General features: G+C 64.6%; 12 protein-coding genes. 3 read left to right on the top strand and 9 right to left on the bottom strand.

The features are described from left to right. Positions 1-402 precede the first annotated feature (402 nt). Complete coding sequence (locus WA950_RS09305) at positions 403-2238, top strand: aminopeptidase P family protein (protein ID WP_424551430.1); 1836 nt, start codon at positions 403-405, stop codon at positions 2236-2238. Here WA950_RS09305 and WA950_RS09300 read toward each other — a convergent pair. From WA950_RS09300 to panC, 4 genes are all read right to left on the bottom strand, one after another. Then, a complete protein-coding gene (locus WA950_RS09300; RefSeq protein ID WP_424551429.1) occupies positions 2228-2539 on the bottom strand; it encodes an AzlD family protein in 312 nt (103 codons plus the stop codon). The two genes, WA950_RS09305 and WA950_RS09300, sit on opposite strands and share 11 nt — an antisense overlap. 2 nt (positions 2540-2541) lie before the next feature. Next, a complete protein-coding gene (locus WA950_RS09295) occupies positions 2542-3276 on the bottom strand; it encodes an AzlC family ABC transporter permease (protein WP_424551428.1) in 735 nt (244 codons plus the stop codon). Positions 3277-3457: 181 nt separating this feature from the next. Then, the gene (panB, locus tag WA950_RS09290) at positions 3458-4282 is read right to left on the bottom strand and encodes a 3-methyl-2-oxobutanoate hydroxymethyltransferase (RefSeq protein ID WP_424551427.1); all 825 of its coding nucleotides are present in this window, start codon (positions 4280-4282) and stop codon (positions 3458-3460) included. 1 nt (position 4283) lies between these two features. Next, positions 4284-5159 (bottom strand): pantoate--beta-alanine ligase, encoded by an 876-nt coding sequence (panC, locus tag WA950_RS09285; protein ID WP_424551426.1) that lies wholly within the window; start codon positions 5157-5159, stop codon positions 4284-4286. 278 nt (positions 5160-5437) lie between these two features. Here panC and WA950_RS09280 point away from each other — a divergent pair, with 278 nt between their 5' ends. Both WA950_RS09280 and WA950_RS09275 read left to right on the top strand, forming a co-directional pair. Next, positions 5438-7402 (top strand): DEAD/DEAH box helicase, encoded by a 1965-nt coding sequence (locus WA950_RS09280; protein WP_424551425.1) that lies wholly within the window; start codon positions 5438-5440, stop codon positions 7400-7402. Between the two features lie 273 nt (positions 7403-7675). Further along, positions 7676-8590 carry a M23 family metallopeptidase gene (locus WA950_RS09275; protein WP_424551424.1) on the top strand — a complete coding sequence of 305 codons (915 nt, stop codon included), beginning with the start codon at positions 7676-7678 and terminating at the stop codon, positions 8588-8590. A gap of 2 nt (positions 8591-8592) precedes the next feature. Here the strand turns inward: WA950_RS09275 and ligA are convergent, their stop codons facing one another. The 5 genes from ligA to ftsZ all read right to left on the bottom strand — a co-directional run bounded on the left by ligA (position 8593) and on the right by ftsZ (position 16529). Continuing rightward, on the bottom strand, positions 8593-10752 hold the full coding sequence (gene ligA, locus WA950_RS09270; protein WP_424551423.1) for an NAD-dependent DNA ligase LigA: 2160 nt from the start codon (positions 10750-10752) through the stop codon (positions 8593-8595). A 66-nt stretch (positions 10753-10818) separates the two neighbouring features. Beyond that, positions 10819-12489, bottom strand: coding sequence for a DNA repair protein RecN (gene recN, locus WA950_RS09265; protein ID WP_424551422.1), 1671 nt, complete (start codon positions 12487-12489; stop codon positions 10819-10821). 20 nt (positions 12490-12509) lie between these two features. After that, positions 12510-13376, bottom strand: coding sequence for an outer membrane protein assembly factor BamD (locus WA950_RS09260; RefSeq protein ID WP_424551421.1), 867 nt, complete (start codon positions 13374-13376; stop codon positions 12510-12512). Between the two features lie 150 nt (positions 13377-13526). Then, positions 13527-14483, bottom strand: coding sequence for a UDP-3-O-acyl-N-acetylglucosamine deacetylase (lpxC, locus tag WA950_RS09255; RefSeq protein ID WP_424551420.1), 957 nt, complete (start codon positions 14481-14483; stop codon positions 13527-13529). A 333-nt stretch (positions 14484-14816) separates the two neighbouring features. Beyond that, positions 14817-16529 carry a cell division protein FtsZ gene (gene ftsZ / locus WA950_RS09250; protein ID WP_424551419.1) on the bottom strand — a complete coding sequence of 571 codons (1713 nt, stop codon included), beginning with the start codon at positions 16527-16529 and terminating at the stop codon, positions 14817-14819. Positions 16530-16570: the final 41 nt, after the last annotated feature.

The raw sequence follows: 16570 nt of genomic DNA, 5'->3' as shown, positions 1-16570 counted from the left end.
CCAGAGGCACCGCCTATGGCCGGCGAACCGGCCTGCCCGCGAGCTTGAGGAGGAGGAGCGCTCAAGCGGGCCTATGTGTTCCGAGCGCCTTCCCGGAGGAGGGAGGAGGAGTGACCGGCAAGACGCCTGATCGGAACACCTAGCTATGCGCGATACGAAGGATTGGAGGAGGTTCACTTCGTTTCGCTTGAAGCGCGTTTTATGTTCGCTTCGTTGGCGCTGCTTATAAGTGATTCTGAAAATCAGGACAGCCCCTTTGCGACATGGGTGCCATGCGCATGACGCATAAGTCCAATCGGATACCTCTGCGCTTTGCTGGACCGTCCCCTTTCCCGCCTATGACGCGGCAGGACGATGCGATAGATTGCCGGCACGATTCATAGCCTTACCGGAAGCCTTCCCATGTTCCAGAGTTTCGACGTCACCTCCACGCCTGAATTCGGCCGCGAACGGGCCGATGCCTTGCGCGCCTCGTTCGATGCACTCGGCATCGACGGTTTCCTCGTGCCGCGCGCCGACGAATATCAGGGCGAATATGTGCCGGCCTGCGCCGAGCGCCTGTCCTGGCTGACCGGCTTCACGGGCTCGGCCGGCGTCGCGATGGTCATGCGGGGCCAGGCCATCGTCTTCGTCGATGGACGCTATGTCACCCAGCTTGCCGAGCAGGTGGATGGTAGCGTCTTTACCGGCGGCGACCTCGTCGGCGAACCGCCGCACCTCTGGCTGCAGAACCATGCGCCGAAGGGGTTCCGCCTCGGCATCGACCCGTGGCTGCATACGGGCGCGGAAGTGCGTCGGCTCGAAAAGGCGCTCGCCGGGCTCGGCGGCATGCTGGTCTTCCTGCCGTACAATCCGCTCGACAGAGCCTGGACCGACCGCCCGGCCGAACCGCTCGGCCGCGTCACCATCCAGGCCATCGACCATGCGGGCGAACTTGCGAAGGACAAGCTGGTGAAAATGGCCGAGGCGACGGAAAAGGCCGGCGCGGATGCGCTCACCGTCACCGATCCCTCCTCCATCGCATGGATCTTCAACATCCGCGGTAGCGACGTGCCGCATACGCCCCATCCGCTGGCCCGCGCCATCATTCCGGCGAACGGTCGCCCGCAGCTCTTCCTCGACAAGCGCAAGACCGGCATCGAACAGGAAGCCTACCTCACCCAGCTCGCCGACCTCCAGCCGCCGTCCCGCTTCGACGAAGCGGTCGCGGCGCTTTCGGCCGAAGGCAAGCGTATCCTGATCGATCCCGACCACGCACCCTTCGCACTGGCGGAAATCGTGCGCACGAAGGGCGGCACGCTGGTGGAAGCGATCGACCCGGCCCGCCTGCCCCGCGCCTGCAAGAATGACGTCGAGCTTCAGGGTTCGGCCCGCGCCCATCTCCAGGACGGCGCGGCGATGGTCGAGTTCCTTGCCTGGCTGGACAGCATGACGCCCGGCACGCAGACCGAGATGACCGTCACGAAGAAGCTGGAAGAAGTCCGCCGCAATGTAGGCGAGCGCCAGCAGAACCCGCTGAAGGACGTCTCCTTCGACAGCATCGCCGGTGCAGGCGCCCATGCCGCCATCATGCATTACCGCGTGACGACCGCTACGGACACGGCCATCGAACCGGGCACGATGTTCCTCATCGATTCCGGCGCGCAATACGTCAACGGCACGACGGACATCACCCGCACGATCGCCATCGGCGCGGTGCCGGAGGAACAGAAGCGCTTCTTCACGCTGGTCCTGAAGGGCATGATCGCCATCAGCACGGCGCGCTTCCCCAAGGGGACACGCGGCTGCGATCTCGACCCGCTCGCCCGCATCGCGCTCTGGAAGGCAGGCGCCGACTTCGCCCACGGCACCGGCCATGGCGTCGGCTCCTATCTTTCGGTGCATGAAGGCCCGCAGCGCATCTCGCGGCTGTCGACGCAGGAACTGCTCGCAGGCATGATCCTCTCGAACGAGCCGGGCTACTACCGCCCCGGCAGCTTCGGCATCCGCATCGAGAACCTTGTCCATGTCCTGCCGGCAGCCGCCGTGGACGGCGGCGATCTGGACATGCTCGGCTTTGCAACGCTGACCTTCTGCCCGATCGACCGCCGCCTCGTCGTGCCCGCGCTTCTGACAGACGAGGAACTCGCCTGGCTCAACGCCTATCACGCCGAAACGCGCGAGAAACTCCTGCCGTTGCTGTCGGGCGACGCAACGAAAGCCTGGCTCGAAAAGGCGACCGCCCCGATCAGCCGATGAAATGACGCAGGGTCATCACGACGATCCAGCCGGCGGCCAGCATCGGCAACAGCCCGATGCGCAGGCCGAGGACAAAGGCGATCGCCATGGTGATGCTCACGTCGAAACCACCCGTGATGGCTGCCGGCGCGACAAGCGTCGTCAGCACGGCCGCCGGAACGGCGTTCAGCGCCGCTTCGGCGCGCGGCGGAATGCGCTTCATGCGCGTGATGAAGATATAGCCGCCAACGCGCGTGAAATAGGTCGCAATCGCACCGGCGGCAATGATCAGCAGGGTCTGCGTGTGAAACAGCGTATCCATGGTCACGCCTCCCCTTCCACGGTCTCGCCGGCAGTTGCCGCGCTCTCCTTGTCATCCAGCGGCAGGACCGCGGCGACGGCGATGCCGGCGAGCGCCCCAAGGCTGACATGCCAGGGCGAGCCGACAAACTGCAACGCGAGGATCGAACCCGCCGCCGAAGCGAGCACGACCGGCAGCCAGTTCGCCCGGCTGCGGAAACCTAGCACGAGGCCCATGAAGTAGATCGGCAGCAGCACATCGAGGCCAATGGCTTTGGGATCGCCGATCAGGTTGCCGAGAAGCCCCCCGACGATCGACAGGCAGAGCCAGGGAACATAGACGCTGAAGCCAAGCACCATCAGCCAGATATAGCTGACGCGAATACCCGCATCCGCCCGCCGTTCGGTTTCGGCGAATTGCGGATCGGTCAGCAGGAACAACGACGTCGCCTTCTGCCAGAAGGTGAGATGCCGGATATGCGGGGCGATCGCTGCCGAATAGAGCACATGGCGGAAATTGACCGCGAAAATCGAGAGCACGACGAGCCACGGCGCGACATTGTGATTGAACAGCTCGACGCCGACGAGCTGGCTGGCGCCCGCATAGAGCGTCGCGCTCATCAGCGTCGCCTCGGCAACGGTCAGCCCGTTGTCAATGGCGACGGCGCCGAACAGGACAGCGAAAGGAGAGGCTGCGATGGCGACGGAGATGCCACGCCGAAAGGCGTCGCGGATTTCTTCTTTTGTGGCGGGGGTCATGGGTCTGCTCTGGCCTGAAGCAATTCGAGGAAAAGGATAAAGCGGTTTTCCGTCCGGAATTGCGTGAAAAAGTATCGAATCCATAGAGCAGGAGCGGTCCACCGGCAAACCAAATTGGCTGATGGACCGTTCAGCGACGTTGATCGGTCAGCGCCATCCAGCGATCGGCGCTGATGGATGATCAGACCTTCTTGAGCTGGAACGTGTGCTCCGGTCCGGGGAAGGTGCGCGCCTTCACCTCTTGTGCATAGGTCGCGAAAGCCTCGCTCATCTGCGGCGCCAGATTGGCGAAATGCTTTACGAAGCGCGGCTTGAAGTCGGTGAAGATGCCGAGCACGTCATCGACGACGAGCACCTGCCCGTCGCAGGCCGGCGAGGCACCGATGCCGATGGTCGGCACCTTGAGGTTGCCGGTGATTTCGCGCGCCACAGGCTCGACCGTGCCCTCGATGACGATGGCGAAGGCGCCCGCCTCGTCGAGCGCCGCGGCATCATTGCGAATCTTCTCGACTTCCTTGTCGTTCCGGCCGAGCGAGCGGTAGCCGCCGGTCGTGTTGATGAGTTGCGGCATCAGGCCGACATGGCCGAGCACGGGAATGCCGCGCTGCGTCAGGAAATGCACCGTCTCGGCCATTTCCGCGCCGCCCTCGAGCTTGATTGCGGAACAGCCGGTTTCCTTGAGCACGCGCGCGGCCGTTGCGAAGGCCTGCTCCTTGGACTGCTGGTAGGAGCCGAACGGCAGGTCGACGACGACGCAGGCGCTGGACGAGCCGCGCATGACGGCCTGGCCATGGGCGATCATCATTTCGATCGTCACGCCGACGGTGGAATCGAGGCCGTAGAGCACCATGCCGAGGCTGTCGCCGACCAGCATGAAGTCGACATGCGGATCCATGAGCTTGGCAACCGGCGTCGTATAGGCGGTAAGGCTGACGATCGGGCGCTCGCCCTTGAGAGCCCTGATGTCGGACGGTGCCAGACGGCGTTTCGCGGTGTGTACGCTCATGTCACGCTACCTTTGCATTTTTCGCGTTTTTTGGGCCGATGACCCGGTTGTCGAGGAGTTTCGTGCTCCCGAAGCGCACGAAAAGCAACAAAAGAACCGGCTTTTCGCCAATAGTGCCGGCTTCAGCCAGCGTTTGCGGGTCGCGGATCGCGACGACCTCCGGCTTCGCCAGGGGTTCCGTGCCGATAAAAGCGGTCACCGCCGCTTCCAGACGCTTCGCATCCGTCTCGCCGGCTGCGACCAGCCGTTCGGCCTCTTCCAGCGCCCGCGGCACGATGGCGGCGGCGGCGCGTTCTTCGGCCGACAGATAGACATTGCGCGAGGAACAGGCGAGCCCGTCCGCCTCGCGCACCGTCGGCACGCCGACGACCTCGACGGGCTGCGCAAGGTCCTCGACCATCCGGCGGATGATCGTCAGTTGCTGGAAATCCTTCTCGCCGAAATAGGCGCGGTCCGGGCCGGCAATATTGAAGAGTTTCGTCACGACGGTCGCGACACCCGCGAAATGGCCGGGGCGCACGGAACCCTCGAGTTCCGCGCCGAGCGTCGGCACGTCGACCACCGTTTCCATCGGCTGCGGATACATGTCCGCCACGCCGGGCGCGAAAAGATAGTGCACGCCTTCGGCCTCGAGCATCGCCTGGTCGCGCGCAAGATCGCGCGGATAGCGCGTCAGGTCCTCATTGGCACCGAATTGCAGCGGATTGACGAAGATCGTCGCGACGACGATATCGTTCTCGGCGCGCGCCTGGCGGGCAAGCGCCATATGGCCGACATGAAGATAGCCCATGGTGGGCACCAGACCGATCGTGCGGCCGTCGAGACGGTGCGGCGCCAGTGCCGCGCGCAAATCCGCGATGGTGGTGAGGGTCTGCATCGCCGGTTCCTCCATGCTACGCCCTCTCCCGCGGGCGACGTCACCCGTGCGGCCTCTGCGGACCTTGTCGGGAGCGCCGTTTTCTATCTTGTGCAACGCAAAAAGACAATCGGCAAACGCTGCTGCCACCTATCGCCAGGCCCGCTGGGCAGCATTGCATTCTGCGCACTGTACATTTGAGCCAATGCAAAGTAGAGAGCGCGCACCACGCTCGTCATACGCGGGCTTGAGAGTGCGACGCCAGATCGTCGCTGAACCCGGATTCCGAAAGACCCCATATGACGAATTTTGATGGCCTCGCTCCGGCGATGGCAAAGGCGTTGGAAAAACGCGGCTATACGACTTTGACCCCGGTGCAGATCGCCGTTTCCGATCCGGCGCTCGGCGATACCGATGCGCTGGTCTCCGCGCAGACCGGTTCCGGCAAGACGGTCGCCTTCGGCCTGGCGCTCGCCCCGACGCTGCTTCAGGGCGAGGAACGCTTCGGTCGCGCTGCAAGCCCGCTGGCCCTCGTCATCGCCCCGACCCGCGAACTTGCCATGCAGGTGAAGCGCGAGCTGGAATGGCTGTACGAGTTGACCGGCGCTGTGATCGGCTCCTGCGTCGGCGGCATGGACGTGCGTAGCGAACGGCGCGCGCTGGAGCGCGGCGCGCATATCATCGTCGGCACGCCGGGACGTCTGCGCGACCATATCACGCGCGGCAATCTCGACCTTGGCGCCATTCGCGCCGTCGTCCTGGACGAAGCCGACGAGATGCTCGACCTCGGTTTCCGCGAAGACCTGGAATTCATCCTGGAAGCCGCGCCGGAAGATCGCCGCACCCTGATGTTCTCGGCCACCGTGCCGAAGGAAATCGCTGGGCTCGCCAAGAACTACCAGCGCGATGCAAAGCGCATCTCGACCGCCGCTGAGCGCGAGCAGCATGTCGACATCGACTATCGCGCCCTGCTCGCCGCCCCGGCAGACCGCGAGAACGCCATCATCAACGTGCTGCGCTACTACGATGCGCAGAACGCCATCGTCTTCTGCTCGACGCGCGCCGCCGTGAACCATCTGACGGCACGTTTCAACAATCGCGGCTTCTCGGTCGTCGCCCTTTCCGGCGAACTCAGCCAGAACGAGCGCACCCATGCGCTGCAGGCCATGCGTGACGGGCGCGCCCGCGTCTGCATCGCCACCGACGTCGCAGCACGCGGCATCGACCTGCCGAACCTCGAACTGGTCGTGCATGCGGACCTGCCGACCAATCCCGACACGCTGCTGCACCGCAGCGGCCGCACGGGCCGCGCGGGCCGCAAGGGCGTCAGCGCTCTCATCGTGACGCTGAACGCCCGCCGCAAGGCCGAACGCCTGCTCCAGATGGCGAACCTCAAGGCGAACTGGGACACCCCGCCGTCCGCCGAAGATATCCTTCGCCGTGACGACGAGCGCCTGCTGGCCGATCCGACCCTCACGGACAAGATCACCGAAGAGGAGCAGGACACGATCAATGCGCTCGTCGCGCAGTTCGATGCCAAGCAACTTGCCGCCGCCGTCGCCCGCTTCTTCAAGGCCGGCCGCTCGGCCCCGGAAGACCTGATCGAGGTGTCGCTTGAGCAGCGCAAGCCGCGCGAACGGAGCAATGACGGCATTCCCGCCGAAACCAAGCGCCCGCGCGACGGTTTTGGCGCCAGCGTCTGGGTTTCCGTTTCGGTCGGCCGCAAGCAGCGCGCCGAACCGCGCTGGCTGATCCCGATGCTTTGCCGCAACGGCAACATCACCAAGAACGAAATCGGCGCGATCAAGATGCAGCCGGACGAGACCTATGTCGAACTCTCCGCAGATGCCGCCGATGGTTTCCTCGGCCATCTCGGTCCGGCCAGCATGCTCGAGCGCGGCATCCGCGTCACCGTGCTGGAAGGCCAGCCCGACCTGACCCCGCAGCCCTACACCCGCACGCCCGGCGACAAGCCTGCACAACGCTACGACCGGCCGGAGCGTCGCGCCGACTGGAAGCCGAAGGGTGAATTCGACAAGAAGCCCGGCTTCGACAAAAAGCCCCGCTTTGACAAGAAGCGCGAAGGCGACAAGCCGGAAGGCGCGGCAGCCAAGCCGCACTGGAAGGATCGCAACGAGGGCGACAAGAAGCCCGGCAAGCCCTTCGCCGGCGCAAAGCCCTTCAAGGGCAAGCGCGACGAGAAGTCCGGCAAGCCGGAGGGCGGTCCGTTCAAGCCCAAGACCAAGAAGCCGGATCGCTTCTGACAAATGCAGCGGCGCGGAGCTTATCAGCCGCGCCGCATTGCTCGCCGCGCTTTTGCGCGGGATTTTCCGGGTTCATGGTGTGGCCGTCTGACGCGCTACGCCTGTCTGGTAGGCCGCAGCCGGACATCCGGATACGGCACCGGCGAGGCGCAACGGCAAGGCGTGGGAAACGCTGAAAAAGCGGAACCAATTCCTCCGGCACGGATTGAACAGGGCACAACGTCCGTGTCCGGCTGCGCGATTGGGCATGGCTGATCCAGCAAGGCCCGAACCATGCAACTGCCCCTCCTCATCCTCCTGACGACGCAGGTTCTTCTTCCTGCCTTCTTCCTGCTGTGGCTCTGGCTGCCGCGCCCGGCCGACCAACTCGGCTGGGCCATGCGAGCCCTCTATGGCGGCTGCTACTTTACCTTCATCGCCGTCATCGGTCGCTGGGATTTCGTGAGTTCCACGCTGGCGGTCGGGCTACCGATCGTCTTCATCGGCCTGGCCGCGCTCGCCTTCATGCACGTTCGCGACCTGCCCTGGAACAAATCGGCCTCCGCGATACGCAGCCATGGCTTCACCGCCGCCATGGCCGTGTTCTTTCTGGCGCTCGCCGCCCGGGCGCTTTCGGGCTATGGCTATCACGAGAGCGCCGTTGACCTCGCCTTTCCCTTTGCCGCCGGCACCTACTATATCGGCCAGGGCGGAAGCACGACGTCGATCAACTTTCATCATGCGGACCAGAGCCAGCGCTATGCGCTCGATATCGTCGCGCTCAACGGTTTTGGCGCGCGCGCCAGGGGACTGATGCCGAAGGATCTGGCCGACTACGCCATCTACGACCACGCGGTCACGAGCCCCTGCACCGGCGTCGCCATTTCCACCCGTGACGGCATAGAGGACAACCGGATTTCGCAGACGAACATCACGGAACCGGCAGGCAACCACATCATCCTCGCCTGCGGCACGGCGCGCATCCTGCTGGCCCATCTCAGGAAGGGTTCGCTCGCCGTCACCGGTGGCGACATCGTCACGCAGGGCGACATGCTCGGCCGGGTCGGCAATTCCGGAAATTCCTCCGAGCCGCACCTGCACATGCACGCCTATCTCGGCGGCACGCTGGACTACAGCGCGGGCCAGGGCGTGCCGATGACCTTCGACGGCCGCTTCCTCGTGCGCGGCTCCACCGTCACCATCCCCTGAAATCAGGATTTGATCCGTTCGAACCAGCCGTCCTCGTCGATGACCTCGATGTTGAACTCCTGCGCCTTGTCGAGCTTCGAGCCGGCGCCCGGTCCGGCCACCACAAGATCCGTCTTCTTCGACACGGACCCCGCCACCTTCGCGCCCAGTCGCTCGGCCATGGCCTTCGCCTCGTCGCGGGTCATCTTCACCAGCGATCCGGTAAAGACCACCGTCTTGCCGGCGACGGGGCTCGACGTCGCGACGACCGCCTCGGCGGCCTCCGGCGTCACTTCCTGCAACAGCCGCTCGATCACGTCGAGATTGCGCGGCTCCTTGTAGAATTCCACCATCGCCCGCGCGACCACCTCGCCGATGCCGTCGATGCTGTTGAGTTCGGCCCACGCCTCGCCCGAGAGCGAAGCCGCCCCCTTCATTGCCTCCTCGAAGGCGGCATAGGTGCCATAGGCGCGCGCCAGCAGCTTGGCATTCGTCTCGCCGACATGGCGGATGCCGAGCGCATAGATGAACCGGTTGAGCGCAATCGACCGCCGGGCGTCGATGGCGTCGAAGAGCTTGCGCACGCTGACCCTGCCGAAGCCGTCGATGTTTTCGAGCTTCGTCAATGCGGATGCTTCCTGGCGCTTCCTGAGCGTGAAGATATCCGGCGCGGTGCGGATCGTCAGCGACGGGTCTTCCGCCTCGAAGAAGAAGTCGATCTGCTTTGCACCCAGCCCCTCGATGTCGAAGGCGTTGCGCGAGACGAAATGCTTCAGGTGCTCCACGGCTTGCGCGCGGCAGAAGAAACCGCCGGTGCAGCGCGTGACGGAATCGAGCCGGCCCGTCTTCTCGTTGCGCTCGCGCACGGCATGGCTGTCGCAGACCGGGCAGGTCCGCGGGAATTCGTAAGGGATCGACCCCGCCGGGCGCTTCTCCATCACCACGTCCAGCACCTGCGGGATGACGTCTCCCGCCCGCTGCACGATGACCGTGTCGCCGATGCGGATGTCGTGATCTTCCGGGCGGATGCGCTCGCCGCTATTGCCGATGCCCTCGATATAGTCGGCATTGTGCAGGGTGGCGTTGGTGACGACCACGCCGCCGACCGTGACCGGCGTCAGCCGCGCCACGGGCGTCAGCGCACCGGTTCGTCCAACCTGGATGTCGATCTTCTCGACCGTCGTGAAGGCCTGTTCAGCCGGGAACTTGTGCGCCGTCGCCCAGCGCGGCGAGCGGGAGCGGAAACCGAGGCGCTCCTGAAGCGCGAGCTCGTCCACCTTGTAGACGACGCCATCGATATCGTAGTCGAGGTCCGGGCGGGCAAGGCCGATATCGCGGTAATGCGCGATGATCTCCTCGACGCGCGAGAGCCGCTTCGTCATCGGATTGACCGGGAATTCCCAGGATTTCAGCACCTCGATCATGCCGAACTGCGTATCCGCCGGCATGTCCGACATCTCGCCCCAGGCATAGGCGAAGAAGCGCAGGTTGCGGCTCGCCGTCACGGTGGCATCGAGCTGGCGGAGCGAGCCCGCCGCCGTGTTGCGCGGGTTGACGTAGGTCTGCTTGCCCTCCGCCGCCATCTTCTCGTTGAGTGCGAGGAAGTCGCTCTTGGCCATGTAGACCTCGCCGCGCACCTCGACCACCGCGGGCGCGCCGGCCGGCAGCCGGTTCGGGATCTCGCCGATGGTCTGCACGTTCGCCGTCACGTTCTCGCCCGTCGTGCCGTCGCCGCGCGTCGCCGCACTGACGAGCCGGCCGTTTTCGTAGCGGATCGACATGGAGAGCCCGTCGATCTTCGGTTCGGCGGTAAACGCGATCGAATCGTCCGGCAAGCGGCCGAGGAAGCGATAGACCGAGTTCACGAAATCGCGCACGTCCTCGTCCGAGAACGTGTTGTCGAGCGAGAGCATCGGACGCGAATGGGTGATCGGAGCGAAGGTAGGCAGCGGCGCTGCCCCCACCCGGCGCGACGGGCTGTCATCGCGCACCAGTGCTGCAAAACGGGCCTCGATTTCCTCGTTGCGCCGCTTCAGCGCATCGTAATCCGCGTCCGAAATCTGCGGCGCGTCCTGCCCGTGATAAAGCTCATCGTTGCGCGCGATTTCAGCAGCCAGAAAGGCAAGCTCGGCCGCCGCTTCGTCTTCGGTCAGGTTCTCGACAGGAATTTTCGCGTTTGCCATGACATGCTCCGGATTTCGAAACAGGTTTTAGAGCAAACTTGGCGAAAGGAAAGTGGGCCGCGCTGCTCACACACCGCCGGAGAGCAACCGTGCTGCCGCCGCCCTCGCCTCGTCGGTCACCGAAGCGCCGGCGAGCATGCGCGCGATCTCTTCCGTGCGGGCACCCTCGTCCATGCGGGCGACGCGGGTGGCGACCGTCTCGCTGCCCTCGACCGGCCCCTTGGAGATCAGGAGATGCGTTGCGGCGCGCGCAGCGACCTGCGGCGCGTGGGTGACGGAAAGCACCTGCACGGTGGACGACAGGCGCTTCAGCCGCTGGCCAATGGCATCCGCGACTGCCCCGCCGACACCAGTGTCTATTTCGTCGAAGACGAGCGTCGGCGCCGAACCGCGGTCGGCAAGCGCCACCTTCAGGGCCAGCAGGAAGCGCGAGAGTTCACCGCCCGAGGCGACCTTCATGATCGGGCCGGGACGCGTGCCGGGGTTGGTCTGGACGTGGAACTCAACCGTGTCGATCCCCTCCTCGACGCCGCCTTCCGGATCCGTTGTGATCTCGACCGAAAAACGCGCGCGTTCCAGCTTCAACGCCGGCAGTTCAGCCATCACGGCAGCGGCAAGCGCCTTTGCCGTATTGTGCCGCCTCTGCGAGAGCGAGCGGGCGGCGCTCTCGAAGGCAGCCCGCGCCTCGGTAAGCCTGCCCTGCAACTGCACCAGCTTCTGCTCGCCGGCATCGAGATCGGCAAGGTCGGCGATCATCTTGACCGCCAGCGCGGGAAGCCCGGTGACTGGCACCGAATATTTGCGCGCGGCGGCACGCAGCGCGAAAAGGCGCTCTTCCGTGCGTTCCAGCTCCTTGGGATCGTATTCCGTCTTGCGGAGCGCCGCATCGACCGCCATCTGCGCGTCGGAAAGGTGGCCCAGCGCCTGGTCGAGCAACTCGACCGTCTCCTCGAGAAGACCCGGCGCCTCGTGGCTCTTGCGCTCCAGCCGGCGCACCAGCGCGGCGATAAGCGGCACGGGAGACGCATTGCCGTTCAGGAAATCGCTTGCCTCGTTGATATCGCCGGCAATGCGCTCGGCCTTCATCATGCGGGCGCGAACCTCTGCCAGTGCATCCTCCTCGCCATCCTGCGGCGAGAGGGTTTCCAGTTCCTCGACGGAAGAGCGCAGGTAGTCGGCCTCGCGGGCGGCGGCCTCCACCTTCTCGCGGTGACGGCGCAGCGTGCGCTCGGCCTCCTTCCACTGGTGATAGAGCGTCCCGACATCGATCGCCGCCTCGCTGAGGCCACCGAAGGCGTCGAGCAGCAGGCGATGCGCGTCGGTGTCGACAAGCGCGCGGTCGTCGTGCTGGCCGTGGATCTCGACGAGAAGCTGGCCGGCCTGGCGCATCAGTTGCACGGAGACCGGCTGGTCGTTGACATAGGCCTTGGTGCGGCCGTCGGCGGATTGCTGGCGGCGGAAGATCAGGTCGCCGTCGTCGTCGATGCCGTTGTGGCGCAGAAGCGCGCGAGCGGCATGGACACCCGGCACGTCGAAGACGGCGGTCACCTGGCCGCGCTCGGTGCCGTGGCGAACCAGAGAACCATCGCCGCGCCCGCCGAGGGCCAGCGAAAGGCTGTCGAGGAGGATGGATTTACCTGCGCCGGTCTCGCCCGTCAGCACGGAAAGACCCGGCTCGAAAGCGAGATCGAGCCGTTCGATCAGGACGATATCGCGGATCGATAGCTGCGCCAGCATATCGCGTCATATCTCTAAGGTCAGGCGCCGACCAGCTTCTTGCCGGCGCGAGCGATCCAGGAACCGGAATTTTCGCGCGGCTCGAGCCCCTTCGTCTGAAGGAGCTTGTAGCTGTCGGAGTACCATTGGCTGTCGGGGTAGTTGTGGCCGAGCACCGCGGCCGCCGTCTGCGCTTCACTGTCCACGCCCATGGCGTAGTAGGTCTCGACGAGACGCGCCAGCGCTTCCTCGATCTGGTTGGTCATCGCATATTTTTCGACCACAACGCGGAAGCGGCTGGCAGCCGCGATATATTCCTTGCGCTCGAGGTAGTAGCGACCGATCTGCATTTCCTTGCCGGCGAGCTGATCGCGCGCAAAGCGAATCTTCACCTGCGCATCCTCGACATATTCCGAATCGGGATAGTTATCGATGACGGCCTGCATGGCTTCGATCGTCTGCTGCGAGGCGCGCTGATCCTGCGTCACGCTCGGGATCTGCTTCCAGTAGCCAAGGCCGACGATATACTGGGCATAGGCGGCATCCGAAGACCCCGGATAGAGGCTCAGGTAGCGCTTGGCGGCTGTGATTGCTTCTTCGTTGCGACCCTGGCGATAATTCGTGAAGGCCGTCATGACGAGCGCCTTGCGGGCCTGTTCGGAGAACGGGCTCTGGCGATCGACCGCCTCGAACTTGCGGCTCGCCTCCGTAACCTTACCGGCGTTCAGGTTGGCAAGGCCCTGATTATAGAGCGTGTCGGGGGATTCGGTTTCGCCGGTCAGTTTCGTGATGTCGATGTCCGGGTCCGACTGGCAAGCGGAAAGACCAACGGAAGACGCCGTAGCGAAAAGCGTAAAATAGACAATGCGCGCCGTCTTCTTCACACCAACAGACCCTGCAACAACCATGTGACAATCCCAGTTCAACGGCAGCCTATGCGGACGGGCCGCACACGCGCCCCGCGTTGTATCTCCAAATACGTAGAGACCGCAACGCCATGCCGCCGCATTAACGCATTTTTATGGCATAGGTCGGGAGAGATGCCGGAACGATCCTATTCAGACGGACCAGGGCGCGAACTCGGGAGCGTTGACGGCGACCAGTTCACGCTGGCCGGCGCGCGAGCGCGGCGCGGCAGCTTCAACCACCTCATAGGCAGTGCGGTCGCTGAGCAGCGCGTTCAGGGCATGGGCGTTCATCTTGTGGCCGCCGCGATAGGACCGGTAGCAGCCGATGAACGGCGCACCGGCAAGGGCAAGATCGCCCACGGCGTCAAGCGTCTTGTGGCGCACGAACTCGTCCTTCGCGTAGCGCAGGCCCTCGACATTGATCACCGTGTGGTCATCGGAGATGACGACGGAATTCTCCAGCGAGGAGCCGAGCGCATGGCCTGAAGCCCAGAGCCGTTCGACATCACGCATGAAACCGAAGGTACGGGCGCGCGACAGTTCGTTGCGGAACGTCGCCGGCGTCAGGTCGCCCTTCCAGGCCTGGCGCCCGATGAGCGGGGTGTCGAAATCGATCTCGACTTCGAATCGCGTGCCGTCATAGGGTGAGAACTCCGCCCAGGAGGCACCCGCCTCAATGCGGACCGGCTTGATGATGCGGATGTAGCGGCGCTTCACAGCCAGCTGCACGATGCCGACATGGTCGATGGCGTCGATGAAAGGCGCGGAACTGCCGTCCATGATCGGCATTTCGGCGCCATGCACTTCGATCAGCACATTGTCGAGGCCGAGCGCATAGAGCGCGGCCATGACATGCTCGATCGTCGCGATGGAGGTTGCCGGAGAAAAACCGAGAACGGTGCACAGATCCGTGTTGCCGACCTGCGAGGAGACCGCGCGGTATTCGCTGACCGTGCCGTCGTCGTGCAGGCGCTGGAAGACGATGCCGCTGTCGGCTTCAGACGGATTGAGAGTGATCGACACAGCCGCGCCGGAATGGACGCCCGTCCCGGAAATCGTCACCGGGCTGGAAATCGTCGTCTGGAAACCGAGCATACCGATCGTCATGTGCATTTGCCTTATCTTACTATCGGCTTATTCTTCGCCGACATTGTCTCTTTCACGCCCCTGAGGGGCCACGCGCCGAACGCAGTAGCGTCCGCCGACCAAATGTGCCGGAAGTCTGGAATGTTCTTTGCGTTCCGGTGATACCGGTTACGCGGATCCTGACCATGCCCTTTGCCCGGGCTGAATGTAGTAGGCCCCTCAGCGTCAGACAAATCACTGTTTCTTTCGGTTTGTTACGCGAGTTTCATGGCAACAAGCCATTGAAAACAAACAGAAATAAAAATGCCCGGATCAAAGATCCGGGCACCTTGTTACAAGGCCGTCATCGCGGCCTCAGTTGGACTGCCGGCGAAGGAACGCCGGAATCTCCAGCTGGTCGTCCTCACCCAGCGAACGGGCCTGCGGGCTGGCACGGCCGTGATCGTCGAGCTGGCCACGGCGCGGCGCGTAGAGGCTGGCTTCCGGCGACAGCGGGCGACGCTGCTGCTGGGCAGGCGCCTGTTCCTGGGCCGCCTGGACGTCTTCCTGGCGGCCGAGCGACGAGGTCAGGCGGCGAAGCAGGCCCATCGGACCACGCTCTTCCTGATGCGCGACCGGCTGCGGTGCCGTGCGATGATCCATCTCTGCCTGCACGACCGGGGGGAAATCCTCGATCTTCGGCATGCGCATGGCCTGCGGCTCCTGACGGATGATCGGAGCAGAATGCTCGACACGCTCCTGCATGACAGGGGCCTGATGAACCGGCTGCTGGACCGGAACCGCGCGCTGCATGACGGGGGCCTCGGCAGGGGCCGCGAAGATGCGGTTCTGCATACGGGGCTCTTCGTGGTGCGCGGCGACCGGCTGCATCACCGCCGGACGGCTGGCCGGAATGGCAAGCTCGCGCTCGAGGTTTTCTTCCGAAGCGCGGATGGCTTCGGCGATCGGGTCAATCACCGGCTGCTGGAAAACCGGCTGCTGCATGACGGGCTGGGGCTGCTGGATGGCAGCGACCGGCTGGGCGGGAACGGCAGCGGACGGACGAATTACAGGCTTGCTCTGGCCGCGAAAGTCAGCCGAACGACCGGCCACCTCCGAGGCCGTGCGGTCGATGCCGGTTGCAACGACGGAGACGCGGATGAGGCCATCGAGTTCTTCGTCGAAGGTCGCGCCCAGGATGATGTTCGCGTCCGGATCGACTTCCTCGCGGATACGGGTTGCAGCCTCGTCCACTTCGAAGAGGGTGAGGTCGCGACCGCCGGTGATCGAGATCAGCAGGCCCTGCGCACCCTTCATCGAGGTCTCGTCGAGCAGCGGGTTGGCGATAGCAGCTTCTGCGGCTGCCATTGCGCGGCCTTCGCCCGAAGCTTCGCCCGTGCCCATCATGGCGCGGCCCATCTCGCGCATCACCGAACGCACGTCGGCGAAGTCGAGGTTGATGAGGCCTTCCTTGACCATGAGGTCGGTGATGCAGGCAACGCCCGAATAGAGCACCTGATCGGCCATCGCGAAGGCGTCGGCAAATGTGGTTTTGTCGTTGGCGATGCGGAAGAGGTTCTGATTCGGGATGACGATCAGCGTGTCGACCGACTTCTGCAGCTCCAGGATGCCTTCCTCGGCAAGCCGCATGCGGCGGCCGCCCTCGAAGTGGAACGGCTTGGTGACGACGCCGACGGTCAGGATGCCCTTGTTGCGGGCCGCCTGCGCGACGACGGGAGCTGCGCCCGTGCCCGTGCCGCCGCCCATGCCGGCGGTGACGAAGCACATATGCGTGCCGTTCAGGTGATCGATGATTTCGTCGATGCACTCTTCAGCGGCGGCGCGGCCGACTTCCGGCTGCGAGCCGGCGCCGAGACCTTCGGTGACCGCGACACCCATCTGGATGATGCGCGAAGCCTTGGTCATGGAGAGCGCCTGGGCGTCGGTGTTGGCGACGACGAAATCGACGCCTTCGAGGCCAGCGGTGATCATGTTGTTGACGGCATTGCCGCCACCGCCACCAACGCCGAAGACGGTGATGCGGGGCTTCAGCTCGGTGATGTCCGGCTTCTGCAACTTGATAGTCATGGTACTTGTCCTTTCGTTTCCGGCCGCATCGCCCAGCCGTT

Origin of the sequence: Shinella sp., from assembly GCF_049651085.1 — a bacterium.
GTDB lineage: Bacteria > Pseudomonadota > Alphaproteobacteria > Rhizobiales > Rhizobiaceae > Shinella.
This window is presented reverse-complemented; position numbering and strand designations above follow the sequence as displayed.

What these genes read in the sequence shown, in the direction of transcription:
- WA950_RS09305 (WP_424551430.1), top strand. Translation starts at nt 403, where the DNA reads ATGTTCCAGAGTTTCGACGTCACCTCCACGCCTGAATTCGGCCGCGAA.
- WA950_RS09300 (WP_424551429.1), bottom strand. Translation starts at nt 2,539, where the DNA reads ATGGATACGCTGTTTCACACGCAGACCCTGCTGATCATTGCCGCCGGT.
- WA950_RS09295 (WP_424551428.1), bottom strand. Translation starts at nt 3,276, where the DNA reads ATGACCCCCGCCACAAAAGAAGAAATCCGCGACGCCTTTCGGCGTGGC.
- panB (WP_424551427.1), bottom strand. Translation starts at nt 4,282, where the DNA reads ATGAGCGTACACACCGCGAAACGCCGTCTGGCACCGTCCGACATCAGG.
- panC (WP_424551426.1), bottom strand. Translation starts at nt 5,159, where the DNA reads ATGCAGACCCTCACCACCATCGCGGATTTGCGCGCGGCACTGGCGCCG.
- WA950_RS09280 (WP_424551425.1), top strand. Translation starts at nt 5,438, where the DNA reads ATGACGAATTTTGATGGCCTCGCTCCGGCGATGGCAAAGGCGTTGGAA.
- WA950_RS09275 (WP_424551424.1), top strand. Translation starts at nt 7,676, where the DNA reads ATGCAACTGCCCCTCCTCATCCTCCTGACGACGCAGGTTCTTCTTCCT.
- ligA (WP_424551423.1), bottom strand. Translation starts at nt 10,752, where the DNA reads ATGGCAAACGCGAAAATTCCTGTCGAGAACCTGACCGAAGACGAAGCG.
- recN (WP_424551422.1), bottom strand. Translation starts at nt 12,489, where the DNA reads ATGCTGGCGCAGCTATCGATCCGCGATATCGTCCTGATCGAACGGCTC.
- WA950_RS09260 (WP_424551421.1), bottom strand. Translation starts at nt 13,376, where the DNA reads ATGGTTGTTGCAGGGTCTGTTGGTGTGAAGAAGACGGCGCGCATTGTC.
- lpxC (WP_424551420.1), bottom strand. Translation starts at nt 14,483, where the DNA reads ATGACGATCGGTATGCTCGGTTTCCAGACGACGATTTCCAGCCCGGTG.
- ftsZ (WP_424551419.1), bottom strand. Translation starts at nt 16,529, where the DNA reads ATGACTATCAAGTTGCAGAAGCCGGACATCACCGAGCTGAAGCCCCGC.